Here is a 24,600-nt window from a genome sequence, read left to right as displayed (position 1 = left end):
TCTCTCCCCATTATCCGTCTTCGTTGCGGACTGTTGTCAGCCCGTCAATTCTACGTCCGGCTTACGCTGCCTGCGCGCTGCTTGCGGCTTGCTTCAGGCCGAAATCGTAAGTGAGGTGATAGTAGGCGTTGTCCACCATGCGACCGTCAGGCGCACGGCCAGGCGGGCAGCGCACGAAATCGTGGATCAGGCTGTCCTTGACGCCGAACACCACGTCGCTGTCCAGATATTTGTCGCCGGCGACGAACACATGCGTGACGAGCTGCTCGAAGCCCGGCGCCGAGATCATGAAATGCACATGAGCCGGACGCCAGGGATGGCGGCCCTGCGCCTCCAGCATCTCGCCGACCGGACCGTCATGCGGGATCGGATAGGCCGCCGGCTTGATCGACCAGAAGTGGAAGCGGCCGTTGGCGTCGGTGTGGAAGCGCGCGCGCATTGCGAGCTCGCCGATCTCGTCGAGCTGCTGCACGTCGTAATAGCCGTCATTGTCGGAATGCCAGACATCGACCACGGCGCCGGCAAGCGGCTTGCCGTCGGCGGTCGAGACCGACCCGGTGACGATCATGGGATCGCCCTCCATGGGGCCGGAGATGTCGTCCCCGTTCTGCTTCTCGGGCGCGGCCTGGACGAAGAATGGCCCGAGCACGGTGGTCTCGGTCGCGCCATCAGGCACGGGATGGTTGATCGCATCGACCAGCATGGAAACGCCGAGCGCGTCCGACAAGAGGATGAATTCCTGCCGCTTGTCGTCGCACATGTGGCCGGTGCGGGTCAGGAAGTCGATGCCGTATTCCCATTCCTTCTGGGTCGGCCGGATTTCGCGCACGAAGGCGTGGAGGTGACGTACCAGGGCTTCGCTGACCTGCTTGATGCGGGGATCGGTGGCCCCGGCGATGCGTTCGAGCACGGCGTCGGTGATGTTGGTCTCGCTGAAATTTCGCAAATTCGCCTCCCGTCGATCAGAGTTTGGGCTCACCGAGACCGGACAGCCGTTCGAGATGCTTCACGGTCGCGATGAAGTCGGTCTCGCCTTCGCCCTGCGCGACGAGCGCGCCATAGGTCTCACGTACTTGCGCTGCAAGCTGCAGCGGCACGCCGACGGCATGGCCAGCGCCCAAGATGAGATCGAGGTCCTTGGCCATCTGCTTGCAGGAGAAGCTTGAGACGAAGTCGCGGCTGCGCAGCGGCGCGGTCTTGTACTTCACCATGGGTGAGGCGACGGCGCTCTCGTCCAGCACCTTCAGAATGTCCTGCCAGCCGATGCCGCCCTTGCGCGCCAGCGCCAGGCTTTCCGCCATCATGGCAGCCGAGACCGCGATCATGAGGTTGACCGCAAGCTTTGCGTAGCGTGCTTCCTCGTTCGGGCCGAGATAGGTCTGCGCACGAGTGAAGCTCGCAAACAGAGGCTTGGCGCTTTCGAACGCGTCCTTGGGGCCGGAGACGAAGCAGCTCAGCGCGCCCGTGTGCACGATGCTGGCATTGCCCGAGACCGGAGCCCGCAGATAGGCGATGCCGCGTGCGTGCGTAGCGGCATTGACCTCCGCCGAGGCTTCGGCGCTGACCGTGCTGGTCTCGATCAGCACCGCCTTCGGCGCCATCGCGCCGACCAGCCCGGCCGGGCCGAGCATCACCGCGCGCAAGGCGGCATCGTCGGGCAGCGAGGTGATGACCAGAGGGCGGCCGTCGACCGCCTCCGTGGACGAGCTTGCGACGGCGATGCCCTGTTCGCGCGCCTCCTTCAGGCGTGCCGCGCTCTGATCGAAGGCAGTGACGGCATAACCGGCCTTGGCGACGAGTTGCGACATCGGCAGGCCCATCTTGCCGATGCCGATGAAGGCGACCTGTTTGCTTGTATCAGTCATTGTTCTTGTCCGTTGGCCGCTATGGCGCGGCGTGCCCTTGTCGTTCGATGTCCCGCACCAGCCGCCGGCCGGATTGCGCCAGCAGCTGCTTCTTCGCCTCGAGCCCATCCACCAGCAGTTTCCCGTTCCGCTTCTTCCAGGTGCCGCCAATCATGACAGCCTCGATATTCGCAAGGCTCGTCTGCATCACCACGGTGGCGACGGGATCGTGGACCGGAAAGAGATTGAGGTCGTCAGCATTGATGACGACGAGATCGGCGAGTTTCCCCGGCGTCAGCGAGCCGATCTGGCTCTCTCGGCCGAGCATGCGCGCGCCTTCGGTGGTGATCCAGGCGAGCCCCTCGCGCGCCGGGATCGTCGTCGTCGCGGGGATCGTCCCCTCGCTCTTGCGTGTTTCCGCATTGTCGAGCGCGCGCTGCATCGACAGTGCGACGCGAGCTGCTGAAAAGAGATCGCCGGCCAGCACGGATTCCAGGTCGATGCCGATGGTCGGGCGCACCCCTCGCCTGAGCAACCGTCCGGTGATTGGAAAGCCGTGGCCCTGGATCATCTCGTTCTCGGGCGTGACCGAGAAGGTGACGCCGAGATCGATCAGTTTCCGTAGAAGATCATCGGGAAGATCATTGCCATGGACGATATTGACGTTGGATCCGACGAGGCCAGCCTCGATCAGCTTCTCCCAGCCGCCCGGCGTCTTTGCGGGTCCGCCGCCCTGATGCATCGAGGCGATCAGGCCGAGCTCCCGCGCCAGGTGAAAGTCATGCGTGGACACGTCGAGCGTCGAATAATGCGGGCCGAGAATGGCAAGTCCGAGCGTGACGAGGCCATTGCGGTCGGCGAGGGGGCCGGCCAGCAGTCGCTCGACCTCGCGGCGGGGATGCGGTACCTCCGAGAAGTGCGGTTCGCCCGGCTTCGGCTCAGGCTTCGGCGAGCCGTGGAAGAAGGCGGCGCGGATGCCGCTATCGATCAGCCCGCGCACGGCGGCATCGGTATGAGCTGGTGTCGGATTGTTGTGGCACCAATCGACCAGCGTGGTGGCGCCGCAATTGATCTGGTTCAGCGCGCCGACGAGCGTGGCGATGTAGATGTCATCAGGGGTGAACAGGGTCGCGAGCCCAGCATGCATGCGGCGGAAATATTCCAGCAGTGTCCAGTTCGCCGCAAAGCCGCGCAAGCCCGTCTGCCAGGTGTGCATATGCGCGTTGATGAGCCCGGGGATGACGATGCGGCCCCTTCCGTCGACGATCTCGGCATCATCAGCGGCAATGCCGGGACGCACAGCGGCGATCCGCCCGTTCTCGACCAGCACGTCGCCATCCCTGACGTCGCCGATCGACGCGTCCATGCTGATGATGGTTGCCGATTGGATGAGGGTACGCTTCATCGTGATCAGGCCGCCGCTTGGGTGGTGACCGGCGGCTCGCCGGCCCAGGCGCGCGCGATGAGGTCGCGGATGGCGGCGCGCTCGAGCGGTCGCGGATTCCAGTATGCGTTGGTGACGGCGAGGTCGGCCGCCCTGTCGATGCCGCTCTCGGGCATGCCGATGTCACGTAGCGCGACTTTCGCGCCCAGTCGTTTGGCGAGATCGAAAAGGCCCCGCGACGCATCGGTCGCACCGATGGCGCGCGCGATCCGCGCCATCGCTTCGGGGACCGCGGGCGCGTTGTAGGCCAGCGCATGCGGCAGCACGATCGTGTGCGTCTCCGCATGCGGCAGATCAAACGTGCCGCCGAGCGTGTGACAGAGCTTGTGATGCAGGGCCATGCCGACGGTGCCGAGGCACACGCCGCACAGCCAGGCGCCGTAAAGGGCCTCGCTGCGCGAGGCGCGATCGTCGGGCTTGGCCGCGATCGCGGGCAGGGCACGCGCCAGCGCGCGGATGCCTTCCTCGGCCATGAGCGACGTGACAGGGTTGGTGTCGCGCGCATAAAGCGCTTCCACCGCATGCGCGATGGCGTTGATGCCTGACGTGGCAGTGAGGCCCACCGGCAGCGTCATCGTCAGGTCGACGTCATAGATCACCGTCTCCGGCAGCACAGCGACGTCACGCACCGTGGTCTTCAGCCCGTTCTCGGTCTGGCCGAGGATCGGGGTCATCTCCGAGCCGGCATAGGTCGTGGGAATGCAGAGCTGGTTGACACCGGTGCGAAAGGCCAGCGCCTTGCCAAGGCCAGTCGTCGCGCCGCCGCCGAGCGCGACCACGCAGTCGGCTTCGCAGGCCTTCATCGCCGCGATCGCGCGCTCGGTCACCTCGACCGGCGTGTGCATCGTCGCGCCGGCGAAGAGGCCGGCATAGAGCGGGCCGAGTGCGGCGCCGAGCGCCTTGCCGTGCGCTTCCTGCTGCGGCGTCGCCAGCACCAGCACGCGCTTGCCACCGAGGCGCTCGATCTCGGCTTTGGCCGCGCCCAGAGTTCCGCTGCCGAACACGACGCGGCAGGGGAGGTTTTCAAAGGTGAACGAACCGATCATGCGCCGGTCTCTTTGACGGGATAATCGACCTGGAAACGTCCGATGCGCAAGTCGCCGAGCTGCTCCCTGACACGCAGATGCTCCGGATGGGTGGCGTAGGCCTTGAGGGCCTTGCTGTCGGTAAACTCGGAGACGAGGACAACGTCGCAGGCATAGTCGACATCGCTGATGTCCTCGCCGACCTCGATATGGGTGAGACCATCGATCCGGCCCTTGAGGCCTTCGAACAAGGTTTTGACCTTGGTGCGGGCCGCCGAGCGCTCCGCGGCCGTCTCGCCGCGCAGCCGCCACATCACGATGTGCTTGATCGGACCCGACATTTCCCTGAATTCCTCGCCTGCAATCTTGTTTGTTGCGGCCATTTTGCCTTGCAGAAAGCGGAAATAAAGGTCAAAAATCGTAAGTCTCTTTTCCGATATGAGGAAGAATGGATCGGCTTCTCCAGCTTGAGGTGTTCTCCAGGACGGCTGAGCTCGGCAGCCTTTCCAAGGCCGCCGAGCTCTTGCGGATGTCGAATGCCGCTGCGAGCCGGCATCTCAGCGCGCTGGAGGAGCGGCTCGCGGTCCGCCTGATTGAGCGCAACACCCGCCGTCAGTGGCTGACCGAGGCCGGGCAGGAGCTGTTGCAACGTTGCAGCACGCTCTTGAACGAGCTGGCCGAGGCCGAGGATGCCGTCAGCGATCGCGCGCTCTCGCCCAAGGGCATGCTGCGCGTCACGAGCTCCCTGTCATTTGCGATGATCTACATGGCGCCGATGCTGCCGGCGTTTCGCAGGCTCTATCCGAAGCTCGACGTCCAGATCATCGCCGCCAACCGCTATCCCGACTTCATCGAGGCTGGCATCGACGTCGCGATCCGTACGCGCGAGCAGGAGCCTGACTCCAACATCATCATCCGCCGCATCGGGCAGATGCGCCGTGTGCTGGCAGCCGCGCCGTCCTATCTCGCGGCGCGCGGTATCCCCGAACATCCCGCCGATCTCGCGCGCCATGACATGCTGGTCTACAACCTCGCCAACGATCCATATTCATTGCGGCTGAGCAAGGGCAGCACGACGCAGACCGTCCGCATCGCGCCGACGCTCGACAGCAATGACGGCCAGATCATCTGCGGCGCCGCCCGCGCTGGGCTCGGCATCCTGATCCAGCCGCTCTACATCGTTCAGGGCGACATAAAGGCCGGCAAGCTCGTGCCTGTATTGACGGACTGGGAATTGCCGCTGCTCACGATGAACGTGGCCTACCAGAACCGCGTCCGGTTGCCGGCCAAGATCAGGGTGTTCTCGGATTTTCTGGTCGAGCACATCCGCGCTCATTCCGACGCCGGAATCTGGATCGAAGCGACCTGAGCGGTGGGGCGCTACTCGGTTCGGCCCTGGACCCGCGCACGACTGATCGACGATCGTGACCTCGGCGCCGCACGCTCTTCCTGTGGAGCAGCAAGCCTCGCCGCCTCAGCCGCGCGCAGCTCTTTCCGGACTTGCCGCGCGCTTCGCATCGCGCGCTTGATGAAGGGATGCTGTGCGTCGTCTGCGAAGAACAGCACCACCTCGCAACAAGGACACTGTCTGGAATAGCCGTCCTGCAACCGTCCCGCGCGATCGCGAAACATCGTTTTGCAGCGCGTGCACTGGATCTGGACGGAATTCATGACGCCGACAAATGATCATTGGAAATCGGCGGCCACGGTGAGCCGAATGTCTGAAGAAAGCCTCAACGCCGGTTGCTGGCCTGATCGCACGCACTGCGTGCAGGGGCGTGCGGGCCGCTATTGTTTGGCGGCCATGGCTTCCAGGCAACGATTCAGATAGGCGGTCCGATCTCGCGGCAGCACCTTTTCAAGGTCCGCTTTCAGGGCGCATTCGCGCTGACGGATCTGCTCGGCTCGGCGCTTTTCGGCTGCGTCCCGGTATTCGGGTGCAACCTTGCTGGGATCGACCAGAGTCTGGGTTCGGGCGGGCCCGCCGGCAAGCAGCGCGATGGCTGCAATGAAAATAGCCTGTTTCAAATGAGCCTCCTGAAAAGGCTCATCCTAGCGCCCGGTTGCGGGCGGCTCAACGATGCGTTCGGTGGAAGCGGATCGGGCTAGGCTGCCTGCTCCTCGAAAGAGGTGTAGACCCGGCCATTGGGATTAACGATCTGAACGTCGTGGCACCCGTCCTGGATCAGTTCCCTGGCCTTCTTGAGGGCAGCGGCAAGCGATTCCCGCTTGAGGTTGACGACGCCTGCCGTGTCGAAACCGGTGATTTCAAACATGCCGCTCCTCCTGTTTTGGTGAATCCTACACCTTTCTCACGCGCTGTCTCGTGGCTTTTTCGCGCAGGGGTCATGGAGCAGGGGACAGATGCAGCGCCGCGGGCACCATCGTCCGGCCCGTAATCGGCCGGAGTGGCCGGGCAGGCAGGCCGGCCACGTCGCTAACGTGGAATTAATCCGAAATGCTCACAATTTGAGGCAGTTGTGTAAGTGAGTGCTGCGTAAAGGAGGCGTCGCGAAGACGTTCCGGCGACGGCCTCCTTTTGCTCGCTCATGAGGTCAATGCAGATGGCCACGACGTCCGACACCCTGTGCTTTGCCGAGCACCTCGATGCCGCAGCACTTGCCGCCGCAGCGTCCGAAACCGGGCCCGAAGCGGCGGAAGCTCCAGCACCTGCCAGGCAGTCCAGCCGAAAATCGGTCCTGGTATTCTCGGTATGTGCCTTGGCCATCAACGGCGCAGCGGCCATTTATACTTCGCCGTTTGATCTTCCAGCGCCTGCCATCAGCAGCTTGGCCGCCCTGTTTCCGTACCAGGAAAACTCCGCGCCGAAACCGGATCCCGTCGTCGCCGCCCTCAAGGAGATCCAGTCGGCCCAGCAGCAGCAGGCCGCCGCGCTGCAAGAGATCAATGCCTCCTTGCAGCAGAACACGGCTCTGCGGCAGCAGGATTCAACGGTCCTCGTCTCTCTCCGGCAGAGCATTACGGACGAACGGAGCGATGTGAAGAGGATATCGCCGCAGCTTTCGACGCTGATCGCCAAGATCGACTCGCTGCAAAGTGCGATGACCTCGGATCTCACGTCGTCCATCCGTAGGGCGCATGCGCGCTATGGATTGCCCGCAGCGTTGCGCAAGCGGATGCTTCGCGAGCCGAAATCCGTCGGGCCGGTTTCGGTTGGCGGGGCCCCGCTGAGTGCGCCGGCGACCGTGCCAGCCCCGGAAAGCTGAAGGCCCCTCGGGCCGGGCGCTGCGATGATTGCCCGCGAGAGCGCGGGGCGGATCGCTGTCGCGCTCTCCGCTCCGCATTTGAAGGAACAGACCGGCCTTGCAGCCAGTCGGCGTTCGGTGCCTCTAAGCCAGGATGAAGTTCGAATCGTGCAGTGTTCCCACGTAATTGGTCAGATGGATCTCCACATCGTTTGAATCCATCACGCCGTCTCCGTTGACGTCGATCTGAAGGGTTGCATTTCCGCCTGAATTGTCGACCCGCGCCTCCGATTGCAGGGCTCCCGCCGTCCCGTCGAAACCGGCCGTGCCCACGAAGTGAATCGGTCCGATGAAGCCGTTCGGCCCGGTCATGTTCGTGAACGTGAACGTGTCGCTGCCCGCATCGAAATTGACCACAGTGTCGCCGTTCCCGGTCTGCGACTCGCTGGCAGCATTGAAGTTGAAGTTCACGGCCGAGGATCCGACGGTAATCGTGTCGGCGCCGGCCCCGCCGGTCACCGTGGTGGCGGTGGCACCGGTGCCGATGGTGATGAAGTCCATGGCGGCGCTGCCGTTGACGGTTTCGGCGTTGACGACCGTGACACCACCGGCAGGCCCTTGGAAGTTGATGGTATCGTTTCCGGCGCCCAAGTCGAACACCGTCCCGAACGATTGTTGCGTCACCGTCAGCGTGTCGTCCGAGGCCGTTCCGTTCAGCTGCGCGATGTTGAACAAAGTGTCGAGCGAGTTGACGCCGGCTGCCAGGTTCAGCGTGTTGACGCCGTCGCCAAGATTCACGGTCAGTCCGCTGACGTCGTTCAACAGCGTCACCGTGTCGTCGCTCGGGCTGATGCCGCCGGTGAAGTCGCTTCCGTCGAGGTTCTCGACGTTGAAGAGGCTCACCGAATTGGTGCCGTTGGCGAGATTGAGCGTGTCGTTGCCGGCGCCGAGATCGACCGCGAGGCCGGAGACATCGTTGTGCAGAGTGAAGAAGTTGTCCTGGCTGCTGCCGTTGAGGTGCTGCGTGTTTAGCAGCGTCATGCTTTCGAACTGAGAGCCGATGTTGAGCGTGTTGTCGCCGGCGCCGAGGTCGACGGTCGGATTGTTGTCGGGCGACCAGATCGTATCGGTCACCGTCAGCACGTCGTCGGACGACGTCCCGTTGACGTGCTGGACGTTGGAGATGTCGACCAGCGAGTTGGCGCCAGCGGCGAGGTTCAGCGTGTTGCTGCCATTGGCGAGATTGACCGAGACGCCGGTGACGTCGTTCAGCAGCGTCAACGTATCGTCGGAGCTTCCGGTAAAATCGCTGCCATTGACGTTCTCGACGTTGTGAACAACGATCGAGTTGACGCCGTTAGCGAGGCCGACGAAGTCGTTGCCGGCGCCGCCATCGATCGACAATCCATTGGCATTATTGGCGAGGCCGATGAAGTCGTCACCGCTGCTGCCGACGACGTTCTCGACGTTGACGAGGGTGAGGGTAACGCCGGTGGAGGCCAGCGCGACGGTGTCGTTGCCGGCGCCCAGATCGATCGGGTGGCCGAAGGCGCTGCCGCCGACCATGAGATAGTCGTCGCCCGCCGTTCCATGCAGCGCATTGCCGCTGGCTCCGAGTCCCATGTTCGAGAGGTCGATCGGGTTTGCCGCGCTGCCCGAGGACAGCAGGGTCGTGACGTCGCTGAACTGCAGGACTTCGACATTGGTGAGCACGTCGGTGCCGTCCCGGCTGGCATTGGAATCCGCGACCTGGATCTGCCCTCCTGCGAGGGTCGTGATCGTGTAGGCCGAGGAGAGCCCGGTGTAGATCGCCATGTCGGTTCCGGCGCCGCCGTCGATCGTATCGTTGCCGGCCTGGCCGGTGATCTGGTCGTTGCCGCCGCCGGCACTGATCGTGTCGGCGCCGCCGCCGCCGAAGAACAGTTCATTACCGGCGCCGCCCGTCAGGGTATCGTTGAAGTTCGACCCTTGGACGGAATTGACGCCGCCGGTGATGGTGTCGGTGCCGACGCCGGCGACGTCACCGGCGGCCGTACCGTGCGCGGTGCCGAGCGACAGGTCGACGGTCACGGCTGCCGCGGCCTGCGAGTAGGCGATGCGGGTGTTGCCGTTGCCGGTGATGTTGTCGTTGCCGCCAAGGCCCTCGAACAGGTTGAAGGTGCCGCTGTTGAAGGTGCCGCTGTCGGTGAAGCCGGTCGCGTCGTAGGTGTCGGCGAGCTGGCTGCCGGTCGCGCTGTTGACGCCGGAGAAGGTGTCATGACCAACCGACGCGTCACCGTCGGCGGTACCGGCGGCCATGTGGATCGTCACGCCTCCGGTGGCGCTGGAAAAGATCATCCTGGTGTTGCCGTTGCCGAGGACCGTGTCGTTGCCGCCGAGGCCTTCGAACTGGTTGAAGGTCCCGTTGCTGCCGATGTTGAGGGCGGTTCCCGTGCCGAAGCTCGAGGCGTCGTAATGGTCGGCGAAAGCGGTGCCCTGGATGGCTTCGATCGAACGCAGGGTGTCGTTGCCGACCGAGGCGTCACCCGTAGCGGTGCCGGCGCCCATGTCGACGGTGACGGCTCCGGTCGAGAAGTAGGCGTTGTTGTATGTTACGAGGTCGAAACCGCCGCGGCCGTCGATGAAATCGTTGCCGGCGCCGCCGTAGAAGGTCTCGGTGCTGCTGGTGTTGTTGCTGCCACGAATCACGTCGTCGAACATCGAGCCCTGGATGGCGTTGACGCCGCTGAAGGTGTCGGTGCCGGTCGACGCGTCACCGGTCGCAGTTCCGGTCCCTGGCGTCGAACCGGTCTGCATGTCCACGGTCACACCACCGGTAGCATTGGTGTAAGACAGACGCGTGTTGCCGTTACCCGTGATGGAGTCGTTGCCGCCCATCCCGATGAACTCATTGAACGTGCCATTGGAGCCGGCGTTCACGCTGCCGCCAGAGAATCCTGTGGCGACGTAGGTGTCGGCGAAGTTCGTGCCGCGGACGGATTCCACGGAGCGCAGCGTGTCGGTGCCGATCGTGCCGTCGCCGGTCACGGTTCCGGCGGCCATGTTGACCGTGATGCCGGATGCTGTTGTCGGGTCCTGTGCGTAGTCCGCGCGGTCGAAGCCGCCACCGCCGTTGATGAGGTCGTTGCCGGCCATTCCGGCGAAGATCTCGACCGTCCCGGACGGGTTGTTGCTGCCGATCAGGGTGTCATCGTAGTTCGAGCCGACAACGCCGGCGAAGCCGTTGCCGACCAGCGTGTCGGTGCCGACGCCAGCGACGTCGCCGGCGGCCGTGCCGTGCGCGGTGCCGAGCGACAGGTCCACCGTGACGGCCGCTGCCGCGCTGATGTAGGAGATCCGTGTCAGCAGGGCACCCAGGCTGTTGACGGCGCTGATGATGGTGTCGTTGCCGCCCCGGCCCTCGAACTCGTTGAAGCCCACATTGGTGCCGGCGATCCCCGTATCGCCAGCGAATCCGGTGGAGTCGTAAGTATCGGCGAAGTCGCTGCCGACGACGCCTTCGATGTTGAGGAGCGTGTCCGATCCGGAGCCGCCGGTCACCGTTCCGGCCGCCATGTTGACGGCGATGCCGGACGTCGCATCGGTGTAGACCGCGCGGTCCAAGCCCGGGCCGCCATCGAGGACGTCGTTACCGGCGAGCCCCTGCAGGCGGTCGTTGCCGGCGAGCCCCTGGATGGTGTCGTCTCCGGCCGTGCCGACGAGCGTATCCGGACCGGCCGTGCCGACGACGAGAGCGCCGGAGTTGACGGTGATCACGATGGTCTTGTCGAATGTCAGGCCTCCGGAGTCGGTGGCCCTGACGACGACCTGCTCGGCGCCGGCAGTCAAGGGACCCGCGACGACAAGGTTGCCGTGACTGTCGACCGCGAACTGCCCGCCGGCATCGTTGACGAGCGTGAACGTCGCGGTATCGCCGGCGTCCGGATCGACGTCCGACAGAGCGCCGACCACCGTGCCGACGGCCGTGTTCTGCGGGATGACCGCGTTCGACAGCAGGATGTCGGTCGGCGCCTCGTTGACGTTGGTGGTCGCGATGATAAAGGTCGTCTCGTGGAACAGCCCACCGGAGTCGGTCGCCCGCACGGTCACCTGGTGGGATTGCGCTTGCTCGTAATCGAGCGGGGCGGTCGTCACCAGGTTGCCGTTCGAGATCGCGAACAGGCCGCCGGCATTGTCGGTGAGCGTAAAGATGGCGCTGTCACCCGCGTCCGGATCGACCGCCGAAAGGCTGCCCACGACCGTGCCGGCAGCGCTGTTCTCCGCGACCGACGCGTTGGACAGCAGCACGGCGGTCGGGGCCTCGTTGACGTTAGTGGTGGCGATGACGAACGTCTTGTCGACAAAGAGACCACCGCTGTCGGTGGCGCGGACGGTGATCTGATGGGAGGGCGCCTGCTCGAAGTCGAGTGGGGCGGTGGTCACCAGATTGCCGTTCGAGATCGCAAAGAGACCGGCGGCATTGTCTGTCAGCGTAAAGCTGGCGGAATCGTTTGCGTCCGGATCGATCGCGCTCAGGGTGCCGACGACGGTGCCCGCGGGAGCGTTCTCCAGGACGGAGGCGTTCGACAGGGTGACGTCGGTCGGCGCCTCGTTCACGTTGGTGACGTCGATTTGAAGCGTCTTGCTGAAGGTGGCGCCCGCGGTATCGGCGACCTGCACGACGATCTGATAGGAGGCCGCCTGCTCGAAATCGAGCGGAGCAGTGGTGACCAGGTTGCCGTTTGAGATAGCGAACAGCCCGCCCGCGCTGTCCGTCAGCGTGAAGGTGGCGCCGTCGCCGGCGTCCGGGTCTGTGTCGGACAGTGCGCCTACCACGGTGCCGGCCGGGCTGTTTTCGGCGACCGTCGCGTTGGAGATCAAGATGTCGGTCGGGGCGTGGTTCGGCGTGATGACCGCAAAATTGGCATCGCTCAACGTGCCGGTGAGGCCGTTCATGACGACGACGATGTCGCTGCCGTCGATCACGCCGTTGCCGTCGACATCGATCTGGAGCTGGGTCTGGCCGCCGACATTGGCGAGGATCGCCTCGGCGTGCGGCGTTGCGGGCGAGCCGTCGAGCACGCCGGATGCCATGAAGTGCACCGAGCCGGCGAGACCTGCGACGCCGTCCAGCAGGATCTGGTCCTGCCCGGCATCGAAATTGTTGATCGTATCCTCGCCGGTGGCCACTGAGGAGTCGGAGGCATCGGTGTAGCGGAACACGTCGACCGCGGCGCTCGCCGTGATGAAGTCGTTGCCGCCGCCGCCGGTCACCGTCGTAGTCCCGGAGGTGTTGGCGATGGTGATGAAGTCGGTCTGGCTGCTGCCGTTGACGTGTTCGACGTTGGCGACCGTGACACCGCCGGTGAAGCCGGTGAGGTTCAGCGTATCGTTGCCGGCGCCCAGATCGATCGTGTCGCCGCCGGCGTCGTTCAGCATGGTGAGCACGTCGTCAGACGCCGTGCCGTTGAGATGCTGGACGTTGAAGGCGGTGATCGAATTGGTCCCGGCCGCAAGGTTTAGCGTGTTGTTTCCCTGCTGCAGATTGACGGTCAGGCCGGTGACATCGTTCAGCAGCGTCAGCGTGTCGTCGGAGACGGCGCTGCCGCCGGCAAAGTCGCCGGTGCCGACGTTTTGCAGGCCAGTCAGCGCGAGGGAGTTGCTTCCCGCCGCGATCTGCAGGCCGGAATTGCCGCCGCCAAAGTCGATGGCAAGGCCATTCTGGTCGTTGGTCAGCGTGTAGAAGGCGTTGGCTGACGTGACCACCATGTGCTCGACATTGTGGAGCGCGAAGTTTCCAAATTGCGAGGCGACCGTCAGCGTGTCGTTGCCGGCGCCGAGATCGATCGACACGTCGTTGTTCGGCGAGTAAAGGCCGTTGGCGACCGAGAGCGTATCGTCGGAGGCGGTGCCGTTGACGGCATCGACGTTGAAGATGTTGGTAAAGGCGTTGGCGCCCGCCGCGAGGTTCAGCGTATTGACGCCGTTGGCAAGGTTGACCGACAGGCCGCTCACATCGTTGAGCAGAGTGAGCGTGTCGTTGGAGACGCTGCCGCCTGCAAAATCGCTGCCGTTCAGGTTCTCGACGTTGCTCACGCTCACCGAATTGGAGCCGTTGGCCAGATTGACGGTGTCGTTGCCGCCGCCCATGTCGATCGTCAGGCCGTTGACGTTGGAGATAAGGCCGACGAAATCTCCGCCAGAGGTGCCGACGAGGTGCTCGACATTGGCGAGGTTGAGGTTGTAGCCGCCCGTGACACCGAGGATCACGGTGTCGTTGGCGCCCGCACCGAGGTCGATGAGATGGCCCGAGAGCCCCTGGTTGATCTTGACGTAGTCGTCGGCAGACCCCGTCGCCGAGACGAACGGATTGGCCTGTGCGTTGAAGTACAGCCTGTTGTCGGACAGATCGACCGGGTTGGCGGCGCTTCCTGAGGTGATCAGGACATTCGCATTGGTGAATTGCAGCGCTTCGACGTTGGTCAGCGTGTCCGTGCCGTCGCGTCCGGCAACGTTGTCCGTCACCGTTGCGTGGCCGGCGCCGTCGGTCGAAATCGAATATTGATTCCTGGTTCCGGAATAGATGGCGATGTCGCCGCCGGCACCGCCATTGATCTGGTCGTTGCCGCCATTGCCGACGAACATGTCGCTGCCGGCGCTGCCGATCAGCGTGTCGGCGAAGGCCGAGCCTGTCACGCTGAACACGCCGGCGAGGGTGTCGGTCCCGATCGCCGCCACGTCGCCTGCCGCCGTACCGTGGGCGGTCCCGAGCGAGAGGTCCACCGTGACCGCGGCCGCGGCATTGGCGTAGATCGCGCGCGTGTTGCCGTTGCCGATGATGATGTCGTTGCCGCCGAGGCCCTCGAACTGGTTGAAGGTGCCGTTGTTGCCGATGTTGAGGGCGCCGGCCGCGCCGTATCCGGTCGCGTCGTAGGTGTCGGCGTTCACCGTGCCCTGGATGCCTTCGATCGAGCGCAGCGTATCGGTGCCGATCGAGGAGTCGCCGGTCACGATACCGGCCGCCATGTTGACGGTGATGCTGCCGGTCGACAGGTAGATGTTGTTGTAGCTGGCAATGTCGAATCCGCCGCGCCCGTCGATATAGTCGTTGCCGCCATTGCCGGTGAAGGTCTCGGTCACGGCCGTGTTGTTGCTGCCGTAGATCACATCGTCGAACATCGAGCCCTGCACGGCGTTCACGCCACTGAAGGTATCCGTGCCGACGGACGCATCGCCGGTGGCGGTGCCCGTGCCCGGCGTCGCGCCGGTCTGCAGGTCAACGGTCACGCCTGACGTGGCATTGTTGAAGCTGATGCGGGTGTTGCCGTTGCCGATGATGGTGTCGTTGCCGCCGCCGCCGGTGAATTCGTTGAAGGTTCCGAACGAACCTGCGTTGATGCTGGTGCCGGAAAACCCTGTTGCGTCGTAGGTGTCGGCGAAATTCGTGCCGCGTACCGCTTCGATCGACACCAGGGTGTCGGTGCCGACGGAGGCGTCGCCCGTTACGGTGCCGGCCGCCAGGTGGACGGTGATGCCGGAGGTCGTGGCCGGATCCTGGTTGTAGTCGACGCGATCGAAGCCGCCGCGGCCGTCGATCGTGTCGTTGCCCGCAAAGCCGGCGAAAACTTCGACCGTGCCGAATCCGTTGTTGCTGCCGCGCAGGACGTCGTCGTGGCTCGAGCCCCAGATCGACTGGATGCCGCCGAGGAAAGTGTCGTGCCCGACTGAGGCATCGCCGTCAGCCGTGCCGGCGGCGATGTCCACGGTCACGCCGGAGGTGGCGCTCACATAGGACACCCGCGTAAGGAAGGCGCCCTGGGCGTTGACCGTGCCGATGACGGTATCGTTGCCGCCGCCGCCCTCGAATTCGTTGTAACCGATCGGAGAGCCCGGGATGCCGGAAACCCCGGTGAATCCTGTCGCATCATACGTATCGTCGAATGCGCCGCCGACGATCCCTTCGATGTTGACGAGCGTGTCGCTGTCGACGCCTGCGCCGGACGCGGTGCCGGCGGCCATGTTGATGGTGACGCTGCCGGTCGCATCGGTATAGAGCGCGCGATCGAAGCCAGCGCCGCCGTCGATATGATCATTGCCCGCGTTGCCGGCGATCCGATCGTTGCCGGCTCCGCCGAACAGCAGGTCGGCGCCGTCGCCGCCCGAGATCTGATCGTTGCCTTCGCGCCCGTCAATGGTGTCGATTCCTGCCGTGCCGGTCAGGACGTCGTTGCCTGACGTGCCCATGATGGGGCCGGTCGGGCTGGCGACGACCGCCGCCTGTACCTGGGTCGACAGCTGGTCGACGTAGGTCGTCGTCACCGCGGAGGTCTGACCGGCGTCCGCGAAGTTGGTAATGGACGCTAGCGAGGTCGCGGCGTCGCCCTGGGCGACCTGTGCCGCCTGCGCGATGGTGGTGACGTCCGGAGCATTTTGGATGCTGGTGTTGGCCGCCTGCACGACGGCCGTTACCGTTGCAATCGCGTCGCTGCTGACGTGGGAATCCGTGGCGATGGCAGTGACCGTGTCGCCCGAGGTCAGGTCGATGGTACCGGCGGTCGCGATCGTCTTGGCGATGGCGTCGACAACGGCGGTCGATGAGGCGCCCACCGCCGCCATCTGGACGACGGTGCTCTGGACCTGGACGCCGGCGGCCAGCACGGCGGTGGCGTCGGCGTTGCCGCTGACGGCGGCGGGCACCGGGTCAAAGGTGGTGATGTCGATCTTGGTCGGATCGATGCCGAAGGCGGTGGCGACTTGGGAGGCCGCGTCCGCCGCCGAGATGACGACGTTGCTTGCCGCTGCCGCGGCGACCACGGAGGTAACGAGCGTCGTCAGCGGGGTGACGACAGTCGAGCCGTCGGGGGCCTTGAGCGTCCCTGTGAAGGCGAGGCCGGTTGAAATATCCGTTCCGCCGGACATGATGAGGGTGCCATGGGGGTCGTGCAGGGTGAAGCTGCCGTCGGCATTGGTGACGGCCGAAGCTTCCCCTGCGTCGTAGATGCCGTTGCCATTGGCGTCGGCGAACACGAACGCGCCGGCGATGTACCCGTCCACCGCGCGGGCGCTGGCATCGTTCTGACCTGCCGCGACGTTGACCGTCATCGTGGTCGAGGCGACGGCCTGCTGACCGTTTTCGATCGAGGCGACCGAGACGTTGAGCACCAACGTGTCCTGATGGGCGTCGGCGCCGGGGATCAATGCGAGCGTGGCGAGCGTGGCAGCGTCGGACGGCACTTCCCAATGGCCGTCGCCGTCGAAGTAGGTGCCGTGGTTGAGCGTATAGCCGGATGGAATGCCGGTGATGACGATCGGCCCCAGCGTGCCGCTGTCGTCGACGAGATGGGCCGCGATGGAGAGCGGAATCGCGGCGTCGTCGGCGCCCGACGCGGTTGCGACCTGCAGGGCAGGGGCGTCCTGGGTGCCGTGGATGGTGAATGTAAGGGGCTTTTGCGTTCCGTCGACAGAGGAGACGGTGAAGGTCTCGTTCCGGACCTCGCCCGCCGCGAGGCTCTGCACGGAGGCGTTGTCGACGCTGTAGGTGTAGTGGCCGTCGGCGGTGATGGTGAGCTGCCCGAGATTGCCCGGCGCGGATGCCACATTGGTGGTGAAGGCGGATTGGTCGTGGTCCGCATCGGTCACCGTCAACTGGCCCGACACCGACAATGTCGGCGTCGTTGCATCCTCGGTGACATCGTGTCCCTGCAAATCGCCGATGACGGCGGCATCGTTGACGCCGTGGATGTCGAACGAAATCACCTTGGCGGTGCCGTCGGACGAATGAACGGTGAAGGTGTCGATATGGATGTCGCCGTCTGCGAGCGACTGGGTCGCCGCGTTGGAGACGGAGTAGGTGTAGGTGCCGTCGGCCGCCAGCGTCAGGGTGCCGAGGTTGCCGGCGCCGGTGATGGTGCCGGGCTGGAACGAGGACTGGTTCTGGTCCGGGTCGACCACCGACAATTGGCCTGACGCGACGAGGTTGCCGGAGGGCTGAACGTTGCTGTCTTCCGTGACGTCGTGGACCAGCGGATCGCCGATGGCGGCGGCATCATTGGCACCATGGATCGTAAACGAGACGAGCTTCGACGTGCCGTCAACCGATGTTACGGTGAAGCCGTCGACCTTGGTGTCGCTGGCGCCGAGATATTGCACGGCGCTGTCGAGCACCGAGTAGGTGTAGCTGCCGTCGCTCTGCAGGGAGAGCGTACCGAGATTGCCGGCTTGCGGCGCAACGGTCGTCCGGAAGGCGGCCTGACCGGCGTCGGGATCGCTGATCGAAATGGTGCCGGTCGCCGTCAGCGTGGCTCCGCCGACGTCCTCGGTCACGCTGGCGTTGGTGGGATCGCCGATGGTTGCCGGCGTGTTCGCCGGCGTACCGCCGTGAATGGTGAAGGAGACCTGCTTGGTGGTGCCGTCGAGCGATGTGACCGTGAAGGTGTCGACCTTCGTCGCGCCGGCGCCGAGCTGGGCCGCCACGCTTTCCGCGACGGAATAGGTGTAGCTGCCGTCGGCCGCGAGTGTCAGATGGCCCGAATTTCCGGCCGCCGAAGCCACCGTCGTTGTGAACGCCGATTGGCCCTGGTCGGCGTCCGAGATCGAAATTGATCCGGCGGCTGTCAATGTGGTTTTGCTCGGGTCCGAAAAGACGTCATGCACGGTGGGCGTGCCGATGACGGCCGCGTCGTTGACGCCGTGGATGGTGAAGGACACCTGCTTCTGGGTGCCGTCGAAGGCGGTTACCGTGAAGGTCTCGGTCTTGGTCTGACCGGCACCGAGATATTGCACCTTGGAATCGTCGACCGAATAGGTGTAGGCGCCGTTGGCGGCAATGGAGAGTGCGCCGAGCGTGCCGGCCGCGGCCGTTACGGTCGTCTTGAACGTGGACTGGTTCTGGTCGACGTCCGATATCGAAATCGTGCCGGATGCGGTCAGCGTGGTCGGGTTGGCGTCCTCGGTGACGTCGCTCACGGTCGGTGTGCCGATGACGGCCGCGTCGTTGACGCCATGGATCGTGAAGGAGACGACCTTCTTCGTGCCGTCGATCGAAGTCACCGTGAAGGTGTCGACCTTGGTCTCTCCCTGGCCGAGATATTGTACGGCCGAGTCCGCAACCGTATAGACGTAGCTGCCGTCCTTGCCGAGGATCAGGATCCCGAGATCGCCGGCGCCGGTCAGAATCGCCGGGCGGAAGGCCGACTGCCCCTGATCCGGGTCGAAGATGGAGATCGTCCCGACCGCGAACAACAGCGGATTGGACCCGTCCTCGGTCACATCGCTCACGGTCGGCGTGCCGATGACGGCATTATCGTTGACGCCGTGGATGGTGAAGGACACCTGCTTGCTGGTGCCGTCGAGCGAGGTGATGGTGAAGGTGTCGACCTTGGTCTCTCCCGCGCCGAGATATTGCACGGCGCTGTCGGCGACTGAGTAGGTATAGGTGCCGTTGGCGGCGAGGACGAGGCTGCCGAGCGTGCCCGGCGCGGACGTCACGGTCGTCTTGAACGCGGCCTGGCCCTGGTCCGCGTCGGAGATGGAGATCGATCCCGAAGCCGACAGGGTGGGTTGGCTGGCATCTTCGTAGACGTCGTGCTGCGTCGGCGTTCCGATCACGGCCGCGTCGTTGGTGCCGTGGATGTTGAAGGAAATCTGCTTCGTGGTGCCGTCGAGCGCGGTCACCGTGAAGACGTCCGTCTTGACATCGCCGGCCCCGAGATACTGCACGGCGCTGTCGGCGACCGAGTAGGTGTAACTGCCGTTGCTCTGCAGGACGAGATTGCCGAGATTGCCCGCCGCCGAGATCACGGCCGTCTTGAACGCGGCTTGCCCCTGGTCGGCATCCGAGATCGAGATCGTGCCGATCGCCTTGAGCGTAGGATGGGTCGCGTCTTCGACCACGTCCGCGACGGTCGGGACCCCGATGACGGCCGCGTCGTTGACGCCGTAGATGGTGAACGACACCTGCTTCTGGTGCCGTCGAGCGAGGTGACCGTGAACGTATCGACCTTGGTATCGCCCGCGCCGAGATACTGCACCTTGCTGTCTGCGACGGAGTAGACATAGGAGCCGTTCGCGGCGATGGTGAGGGTGCCGAGATCGCCTGCGGCGGCAATCACCGTCGTCCGAAAGGCGGCTTGTCCGGGATTGGCGTCAGAAATCGAGATCGATCGCGCCGCAATCAGCGTCTGCGGATTGGCGTCTTCGGTAACGGTCGAATTCGTGGGCGTCCCGATGATCGCGGCTGAATTTGACATAGCTGTGCCCCTCCCCAAAATTCATTGGTTAGTGTCGAAACGAGTTTGGTTTGTCGGTGCGGCGCACGAATGTTGCGCCGGCTGGAGACGAGAAAAGTGCTTGGCGATTTCGCAAATTTTCGCGGACTGTTTCTGACAACGCGAATTGCGTCAAGTTAGAAACAAAGAGTAGGGAAAACTACGTACTGGAAATTAACGGGATCACGCGCTGCACCATCGCGCGGTTGCGCCCTGTCGATGTCACGACTGCTCTTGTTTTGCAGCAGAAGCACAGCGTCGAAGTACGATGGATCAACCCAAAAGAGAATTCGCAGTGCCAAACAGCTTTTGTTGGAGCGGCGAGCAAAATCAGGAAAAAGCGGCATGAGCGTCGCGTGGCCGCATTGTTCAAAAGTGAACACAGCTGCGCTTAGCCTCGGGGCGAACTGTCCGGCTGAGTGGGCAGGTGAAGTCACAGAGCGGCTTTGATGGGCGCGCTCCGGGAAGCGATGATGGGGCGGGGAGGGGCTCTCTGAGCCCGTTGTCATCGGAGAGCCCTAGACGGGCTCTATGCTTTCGCTTGGCGAGCAGGCTCACGAGCCTCGATCGCTTTACGCAGATCCTCGGCCACGACCAGCAAAGCATCTCGCTCCATCGGCAGCGTGGTGATCGCAGCGGACTCGCGACAAACACGCTCCAGCCTGCGGAATTCCCGAAGCTCGCGGTTCAATGTTTCCCCCCATCCCCTGAGGCAACACCGGGGCGGATTTTCAGAATTGAATTAGGGGGAATGCCGAAAGTTCCCGCATTATCAAATGTTATGCGAGCTACGGATTCGGGCTAATATCGTGATTCAGCCATGCGGACGGCCCTGCATAATGAACGGGCCGTCGGTTCACGCCGGCGCGCAGCCCGGACAAACGGCCCCGGCTTCGATTCAATACGAGTTGACCAGGTTGTCGGCAACCGTTTCAGGCTCGCCTTGCCGCACAACGACCCAATATTTGCGTCCATTTCGGTTCGGGTCGCTGTTGTCGCGGCTGGAGAACACGATGCCCTGATCGGACCAAATCGCGAAATTGCCGCCACCTTTGCTGATGCGCAGGAATTCGGAAACGCGGCGCAGCGGTGACTCTTCCTCGTAGACAACCAAATCGGATTGCTGCGGAAGCAAAGCCTTCTCACCTGGCAATAAATTAGCTCGATAGGCAGAACCGCCGAGCGGCTCATACGGTCGGAGCAGGATCACAGCAACCTTGCCCGCAGGGCTGGGGTCTTCAAATGACCTGGTTGAATATATCGCGGCAGGAACATAAAGCGCGAGGACAACGGCGACCCAACTCAACGCATACTTGAGGCTCATCGAGCCCCCCCGGACGTCTAGAGTGACTTTGGTGGCAAGCCTCTTCGCCCGAAGAATGGCGAATAGCGTTGAGGTCTGCTCAAGCGCCCATAAACGCGCGAGCTCGCGGTGGGTTCCTATCGGTCTCGGAAGCCGCGTCGGAAAACTTCGTATCGGCGCTCGATCCGAGGAGCCCGATCGCCGGTTCTTCTTCCGGCTCGTAATTTCGCTTAAGGCATTGATCCGGCTTGGTGAGCGCGCTGGGGCTCGAACCCAGGACCCCGTGATTAAAAGTCACGTGCTCTACCGGCTGAGCTACGCGCTCCCATGGCCGCTGATGGCTTTGTTGTCGATCGCCATCGTCTTCGGACATTCGAGAAGCATGTCTTGCCGCTACGCTTCGGCTTGCGTCGCGGGGAAACCGGCTGTTTCCGGATCATGCTTTCGGCCCGCGCTGTGTAGGGGGATGGGGCGCTGAGGTCAATAGCGGGCGCGGTTGCCGCAGATCGCGGCAGGGCCCGGGATTTGTCCGCCGTAGCCGGCACTTAGCGGGAGAATTTAAACTCGATTGACGTGGTTCATCCACGCCGAAGAGTGATCGGCCTGTGAAACGCCGGCTCGCGGAGCCGCGTGGCGAGACCCGAGGCCGGCCCGGATCAGTTCGCTTCCCGCCGCACCTCGCTCGGCACCGGCTGGGCATTGCCCGGTGTCGGCAGCGCAACCGGGCGCAAGCCGATCAGTTCGGCGGTGCGGATGGCGCTGTCGCGCCAGAACTGGAACGAGTTGATGCGGCTGAGCTCGAGGATGGCGATGGCGACTGCGGCGAGGAACGGCAGGCTCTGCAGCACCAGGACGCCCGCGAAGATATAGATCTCGGTGATCTGCCGGAAGCTGTTCGAGGCAACCAGCACGCCGGCGCCGACCAGGAGCAGGGTGCCGATCACCGCCTCCCAGAACGCCTGGAATTCGATCGACATCCGGGACAGACCGCCCTTCGAGGTGCGTGCGAACGCGATGTGCTCGGTGATCAGCCCTTGCGCCACCGCGCGCGACACCGTCCATTGCACGCTCATCGCGGCGATCATGGCGCCCAGCATCTGGCCGGGCTTGATCGCGACGCGGGCGCGATACATCGACAGGAAATGCGCGAGCGAGACGACGAAGGCGCCGATGATCGGCAGCGTCAGAATCTTGTCCGGGATGGCGATATCGGCGAACGCGACGATCGGCACCCAGACGAGGTTGAGCAGCGCCACGACCACGCCGAGGCTCTCGGCCCCGAGCCAGTTCAGCCAGCCGAGCCCGTATTCGCGCTTCTGGTCGGGGGTAAGTCGGCTCGCGCCCGGCAGGAAGCGGCGCCAGTGCTTTTTGACGATCTGCAGTCCGCCATAGGCCCAGCGGTGACGCTGTTTCTTGAAGGCCTCGTAGGTGTCGGGGAGCAGGCCAGCGCCGTAGCGGTGATTGGTGTAATGGGTGGTCCAGCCGAGCTCCTGGATCGCAAGGCCGAGGTCCGAGTCCTCGCAGATCGTGTCGGATGACCAGCCGCCGGCCATGTCCATCGCGGCGCGGCGGATCAGGCACATCGTGCCGTGCACAATGACGGCGTTGAGCTCGTTACGCTGGACCATGCCGATGTCGAAGAAGCCGGCATATTCGCCGTTCATGATGTAGTGCATGATCGACAGGTCGCCGTCGCGATGCTCCTGCGGCGCCTGCACCAGGCCGACGCTGGGATCGGCGAAAGCAGGCACGAGGTCCTTCAGCCAGTCGGGCTCGACGACATAGTCGGCATCGAGGATGCCGATGATCTCCGCGTCGACAGCGGTGCGGTCCATCGCGATGCGCAGCGCGCCGGCCTTGAAGCCCTGCACCTTCTCGGCGTTGATGAACTTGAAGCGTTCGCCGAGCGCGCGGCAATGGTCCTGGATCGGCTGCCAGAACGCGGGGTCCGGCGTGTTGTTGATGATGACCACGCATTCGTAGTTCGGATAGTCGAGCCGCGACAGCGCATCGAGCGTCTGCTTCAGCATCTCGACCGGCTCGAAATACGCCGGGATATGGATGGAGACCTTGGGGTAGTAATTATCAGGCACGTTCGGGATCGGCTTGCCCTTGGAAAGCAGGCGTTGCGGCGGCCGGCCGAAGGCGACGGCCGCGATCTCGTCGATGCGCGCCATCGCGATGAGGACAAGGGGAACAAGGAGGATCATGCCGAGCGTCAGCGCGAAGGCCGAGCCGAAGATGAAATAGTGGCTGTTCCAGAACGCGAACACGGTCGCCGCCCAGGCACCGACGCCGTTGGCGGTCGCCGACAGCAGGAAGGCCTGTTTCGCGGTGGGCTTTTCAAGCCGAAGGATCGGCAGCGAGAGGAGGATGCCGACCAGCAGTGCGATCGCCATCAGCTTCCAGTAATCGGGGTTCTCGACCGGACCGGTCCAGGCGAATTTCGGCTCGCGACTGGCGTTGAGGATGCCCCAGTAAGGACCGACGCCGCCTTCGAAATACTTCCAGGGCTGATCGATCGCCTCGACGATGTTGTACTCCATGCCGAGCGCTTCGGCGCGGCTGACGAAGTTGCGCAAGGTCAGCGCCTGCTGGAACGGACCCGGGTCGGCGTTGCGCAGATTGTAGCCCTGGCTTGGCCAGCCGAACTCGGCGATCACGATGCGCTTGCCCGGGAACAGGTTGCGCAACAGGTTGTAGCGGTCGACGGCTTGGTCGACCGCCTGGTCCGAGCGGAAATTTTCCCAGTAGGGCAGCACGTGGGCGGCGATGAAGTCGACGTTGGAGGCAAGGTCCGGATTGTCGCGCCAGATGTTCCAGATTTCGCCGGTGGTGACTGGCACGCGGACGGCGCCCTTCACCTTCTTGATCATCTCGATGAGGTCTTCGACCTTCTGCTCGCCGCGATAGATCACTTCGTTGCCGACGACGACGCCGTTGACGTTGCTGTTCTTGCGGGCGAGCTCGATCGCGGCCTTGATCTCGCGCTCGTTGCGATCAGGGTCCTTGTCGATCCAGGCGCCGACGGTAACCTTGAGGCCGAACTCGGCCGCGATCGGCGGCACCAGTTCCACACCGCCCGTCGACGAATAGAGGCGGATCGCGCGCGTCATCGTCGACAGCGTCTTCAGGTCCGAGCGGATTTTTTCGATGGTCGGGATGTTGTCGATATCGGGATGGGCCGAGCCTTCGAACGGCGCATAGGAAACGCTGGGCAACAGGCCCTTGAAGTCCGGCGCGGGCTCCTTGTCGCGCAGGACTCCCCAGATGCCGGCGTGGAGCACGGACACGAGCAACAGAACGGCGGCGACAACGCGCATCGCGGCTAAACCAAAAGGGGCTGAGGGGGCAGGGAAGCGGATCCGACCCCGAGATCCGACCAAGTCCGCGGCAAATGGAGCATACCTCTGCCGCGCGGTTTCACAACTGTCATGGCCTCATGTCCTTATGAGGGCATGGCATTTTGCAAGCGTGGCAGTGCCAACCGTCTCTATTGCCGATCGTTCCTGAACGGAGGCTGAAACGATCGA

14 protein-coding genes, 1 tRNA gene and 1 pseudogene are annotated in these 24,600 nt (G+C 64.1%); 3 read left to right on the top strand and 13 right to left on the bottom strand.

Going from position 1 to position 24,600, the window contains the following annotated elements:
- Positions 1–61: 61 nt before the first annotated feature.
- Genes X265_RS19830 through X265_RS19810 form a run of 5 tightly spaced genes read right to left on the bottom strand, consistent with a single transcriptional unit; the run spans position 62 to position 4,654 of the window.
- The gene (locus tag X265_RS19830) at positions 62–946 is read right to left on the bottom strand and encodes an intradiol ring-cleavage dioxygenase (RefSeq protein WP_128966339.1); all 885 of its coding nucleotides are present in this window, start codon (positions 944–946) and stop codon (positions 62–64) included.
- Positions 947–962: 16 nt separating this feature from the next.
- On the bottom strand, positions 963–1,865 hold the full coding sequence (locus tag X265_RS19825) for an NAD(P)-dependent oxidoreductase (RefSeq protein WP_128966338.1): 903 nt from the start codon (positions 1,863–1,865) through the stop codon (positions 963–965).
- A gap of 19 nt (positions 1,866–1,884) precedes the next feature.
- Complete coding sequence (locus X265_RS19820; protein WP_128966337.1) at positions 1,885–3,249, bottom strand: amidohydrolase family protein; 1,365 nt, start codon at positions 3,247–3,249, stop codon at positions 1,885–1,887.
- A gap of 5 nt (positions 3,250–3,254) precedes the next feature.
- The gene (locus tag X265_RS19815; RefSeq protein WP_128966336.1) at positions 3,255–4,334 is read right to left on the bottom strand and encodes a maleylacetate reductase; all 1,080 of its coding nucleotides are present in this window, start codon (positions 4,332–4,334) and stop codon (positions 3,255–3,257) included.
- A complete protein-coding gene (locus X265_RS19810; RefSeq protein WP_128966335.1) occupies positions 4,331–4,654 on the bottom strand; it encodes a Dabb family protein in 324 nt (107 codons plus the stop codon). Before X265_RS19810 ends, X265_RS19815 begins: the two co-directional genes overlap by 4 nt.
- A 107-nt stretch (positions 4,655–4,761) precedes the next feature.
- On the opposite strand from X265_RS19810, the gene X265_RS19805 reads away from it, so the two are divergent.
- On the top strand, positions 4,762–5,682 hold the full coding sequence (locus X265_RS19805; protein ID WP_128966334.1) for a LysR family transcriptional regulator: 921 nt from the start codon (positions 4,762–4,764) through the stop codon (positions 5,680–5,682).
- Between the two features lie 419 nt (positions 5,683–6,101).
- On the opposite strand, the gene X265_RS19795 is transcribed toward X265_RS19805, so the two are convergent.
- Both X265_RS19795 and X265_RS40635 read right to left on the bottom strand, forming a co-directional pair.
- Positions 6,102–6,341 carry a hypothetical protein gene (locus X265_RS19795; protein WP_128966332.1) on the bottom strand — a complete coding sequence of 80 codons (240 nt, stop codon included), beginning with the start codon at positions 6,339–6,341 and terminating at the stop codon, positions 6,102–6,104.
- A gap of 77 nt (positions 6,342–6,418) precedes the next feature.
- Positions 6,419–6,589, bottom strand: a complete 171-nt coding sequence (locus X265_RS40635) for a hypothetical protein (RefSeq protein ID WP_164938697.1) — start codon at positions 6,587–6,589, stop codon at positions 6,419–6,421.
- Positions 6,590–6,871: 282 nt separating this feature from the next.
- Here X265_RS40635 and X265_RS19790 point away from each other — a divergent pair, with 282 nt between their 5' ends.
- Positions 6,872–7,540, top strand: coding sequence for a hypothetical protein (locus tag X265_RS19790; RefSeq protein WP_164938696.1), 669 nt, complete (start codon positions 6,872–6,874; stop codon positions 7,538–7,540).
- A gap of 123 nt (positions 7,541–7,663) precedes the next feature.
- Here the strand turns inward: X265_RS19790 and X265_RS19785 are convergent, their stop codons facing one another.
- Positions 7,664–19,453: a beta strand repeat-containing protein gene (locus tag X265_RS19785; RefSeq protein ID WP_164938695.1), complete on the bottom strand. Its 11,790-nt coding sequence runs from the start codon at positions 19,451–19,453 to the stop codon at positions 7,664–7,666.
- Between the two features lie 65 nt (positions 19,454–19,518).
- A pseudogene (locus X265_RS42325) lies at positions 19,519–19,746 on the bottom strand (VCBS domain-containing protein); the annotation flags it as partial.
- A 50-nt stretch (positions 19,747–19,796) separates the two neighbouring features.
- Here X265_RS42325 and X265_RS19780 point away from each other — a divergent pair.
- The gene (locus X265_RS19780) at positions 19,797–20,159 is read left to right on the top strand and encodes a hypothetical protein (protein WP_128966330.1); all 363 of its coding nucleotides are present in this window, start codon (positions 19,797–19,799) and stop codon (positions 20,157–20,159) included.
- Positions 20,160–20,293: 134 nt separating this feature from the next.
- On the opposite strand, the gene X265_RS40625 is transcribed toward X265_RS19780, so the two are convergent.
- The 4 genes from X265_RS40625 to X265_RS19765 form a co-directional block, all read right to left on the bottom strand.
- A complete protein-coding gene (locus tag X265_RS40625; RefSeq protein ID WP_164938693.1) occupies positions 20,294–20,455 on the bottom strand; it encodes a hypothetical protein in 162 nt (53 codons plus the stop codon).
- A gap of 207 nt (positions 20,456–20,662) precedes the next feature.
- Positions 20,663–21,088, bottom strand: a complete 426-nt coding sequence (locus X265_RS19775; RefSeq protein WP_128966329.1) for a hypothetical protein — start codon at positions 21,086–21,088, stop codon at positions 20,663–20,665.
- A 228-nt stretch (positions 21,089–21,316) separates the two neighbouring features.
- Positions 21,317–21,392: transfer RNA gene (locus tag X265_RS19770), tRNA-Lys, on the bottom strand.
- 331 nt (positions 21,393–21,723) lie between these two features.
- Complete coding sequence (locus tag X265_RS19765) at positions 21,724–24,390, bottom strand: glycosyltransferase (RefSeq protein WP_128966328.1); 2,667 nt, start codon at positions 24,388–24,390, stop codon at positions 21,724–21,726.
- Positions 24,391–24,600 lie beyond the last annotated feature (210 nt).

Origin of the sequence: Bradyrhizobium guangdongense (assembly GCF_004114975.1) — a bacterium.
Taxonomy (GTDB): Bacteria; Pseudomonadota; Alphaproteobacteria; order Rhizobiales; family Xanthobacteraceae; genus Bradyrhizobium; species Bradyrhizobium guangdongense.
Note: the sequence above shows the minus strand (reverse complement) of the source record. Positions and strands in the feature narration are given on the sequence as shown.

Excerpts from the sequence above, each read along its gene's own strand:
- X265_RS19820 (WP_128966337.1), bottom strand. The coding sequence starts at position 3,249 with ATGAAGCGTACCCTCATCCAATCGGCAACCATCATCAGCATGGACGCG.
- X265_RS19805 (WP_128966334.1), top strand. The coding sequence starts at position 4,762 with ATGGATCGGCTTCTCCAGCTTGAGGTGTTCTCCAGGACGGCTGAGCTC.
- X265_RS19815 (WP_128966336.1), bottom strand. The coding sequence starts at position 4,334 with ATGATCGGTTCGTTCACCTTTGAAAACCTCCCCTGCCGCGTCGTGTTC.
- X265_RS19790 (WP_164938696.1), top strand. The coding sequence starts at position 6,872 with ATGCAGATGGCCACGACGTCCGACACCCTGTGCTTTGCCGAGCACCTC.
- X265_RS19775 (WP_128966329.1), bottom strand. The coding sequence starts at position 21,088 with ATGAGCCTCAAGTATGCGTTGAGTTGGGTCGCCGTTGTCCTCGCGCTT.
- X265_RS19825 (WP_128966338.1), bottom strand. The coding sequence starts at position 1,865 with ATGACTGATACAAGCAAACAGGTCGCCTTCATCGGCATCGGCAAGATG.
- X265_RS40635 (WP_164938697.1), bottom strand. The coding sequence starts at position 6,589 with ATGTTTGAAATCACCGGTTTCGACACGGCAGGCGTCGTCAACCTCAAG.
- X265_RS19810 (WP_128966335.1), bottom strand. The coding sequence starts at position 4,654 with ATGTCGGGTCCGATCAAGCACATCGTGATGTGGCGGCTGCGCGGCGAG.
- X265_RS19765 (WP_128966328.1), bottom strand. The coding sequence starts at position 24,390 with ATGCGCGTTGTCGCCGCCGTTCTGTTGCTCGTGTCCGTGCTCCACGCC.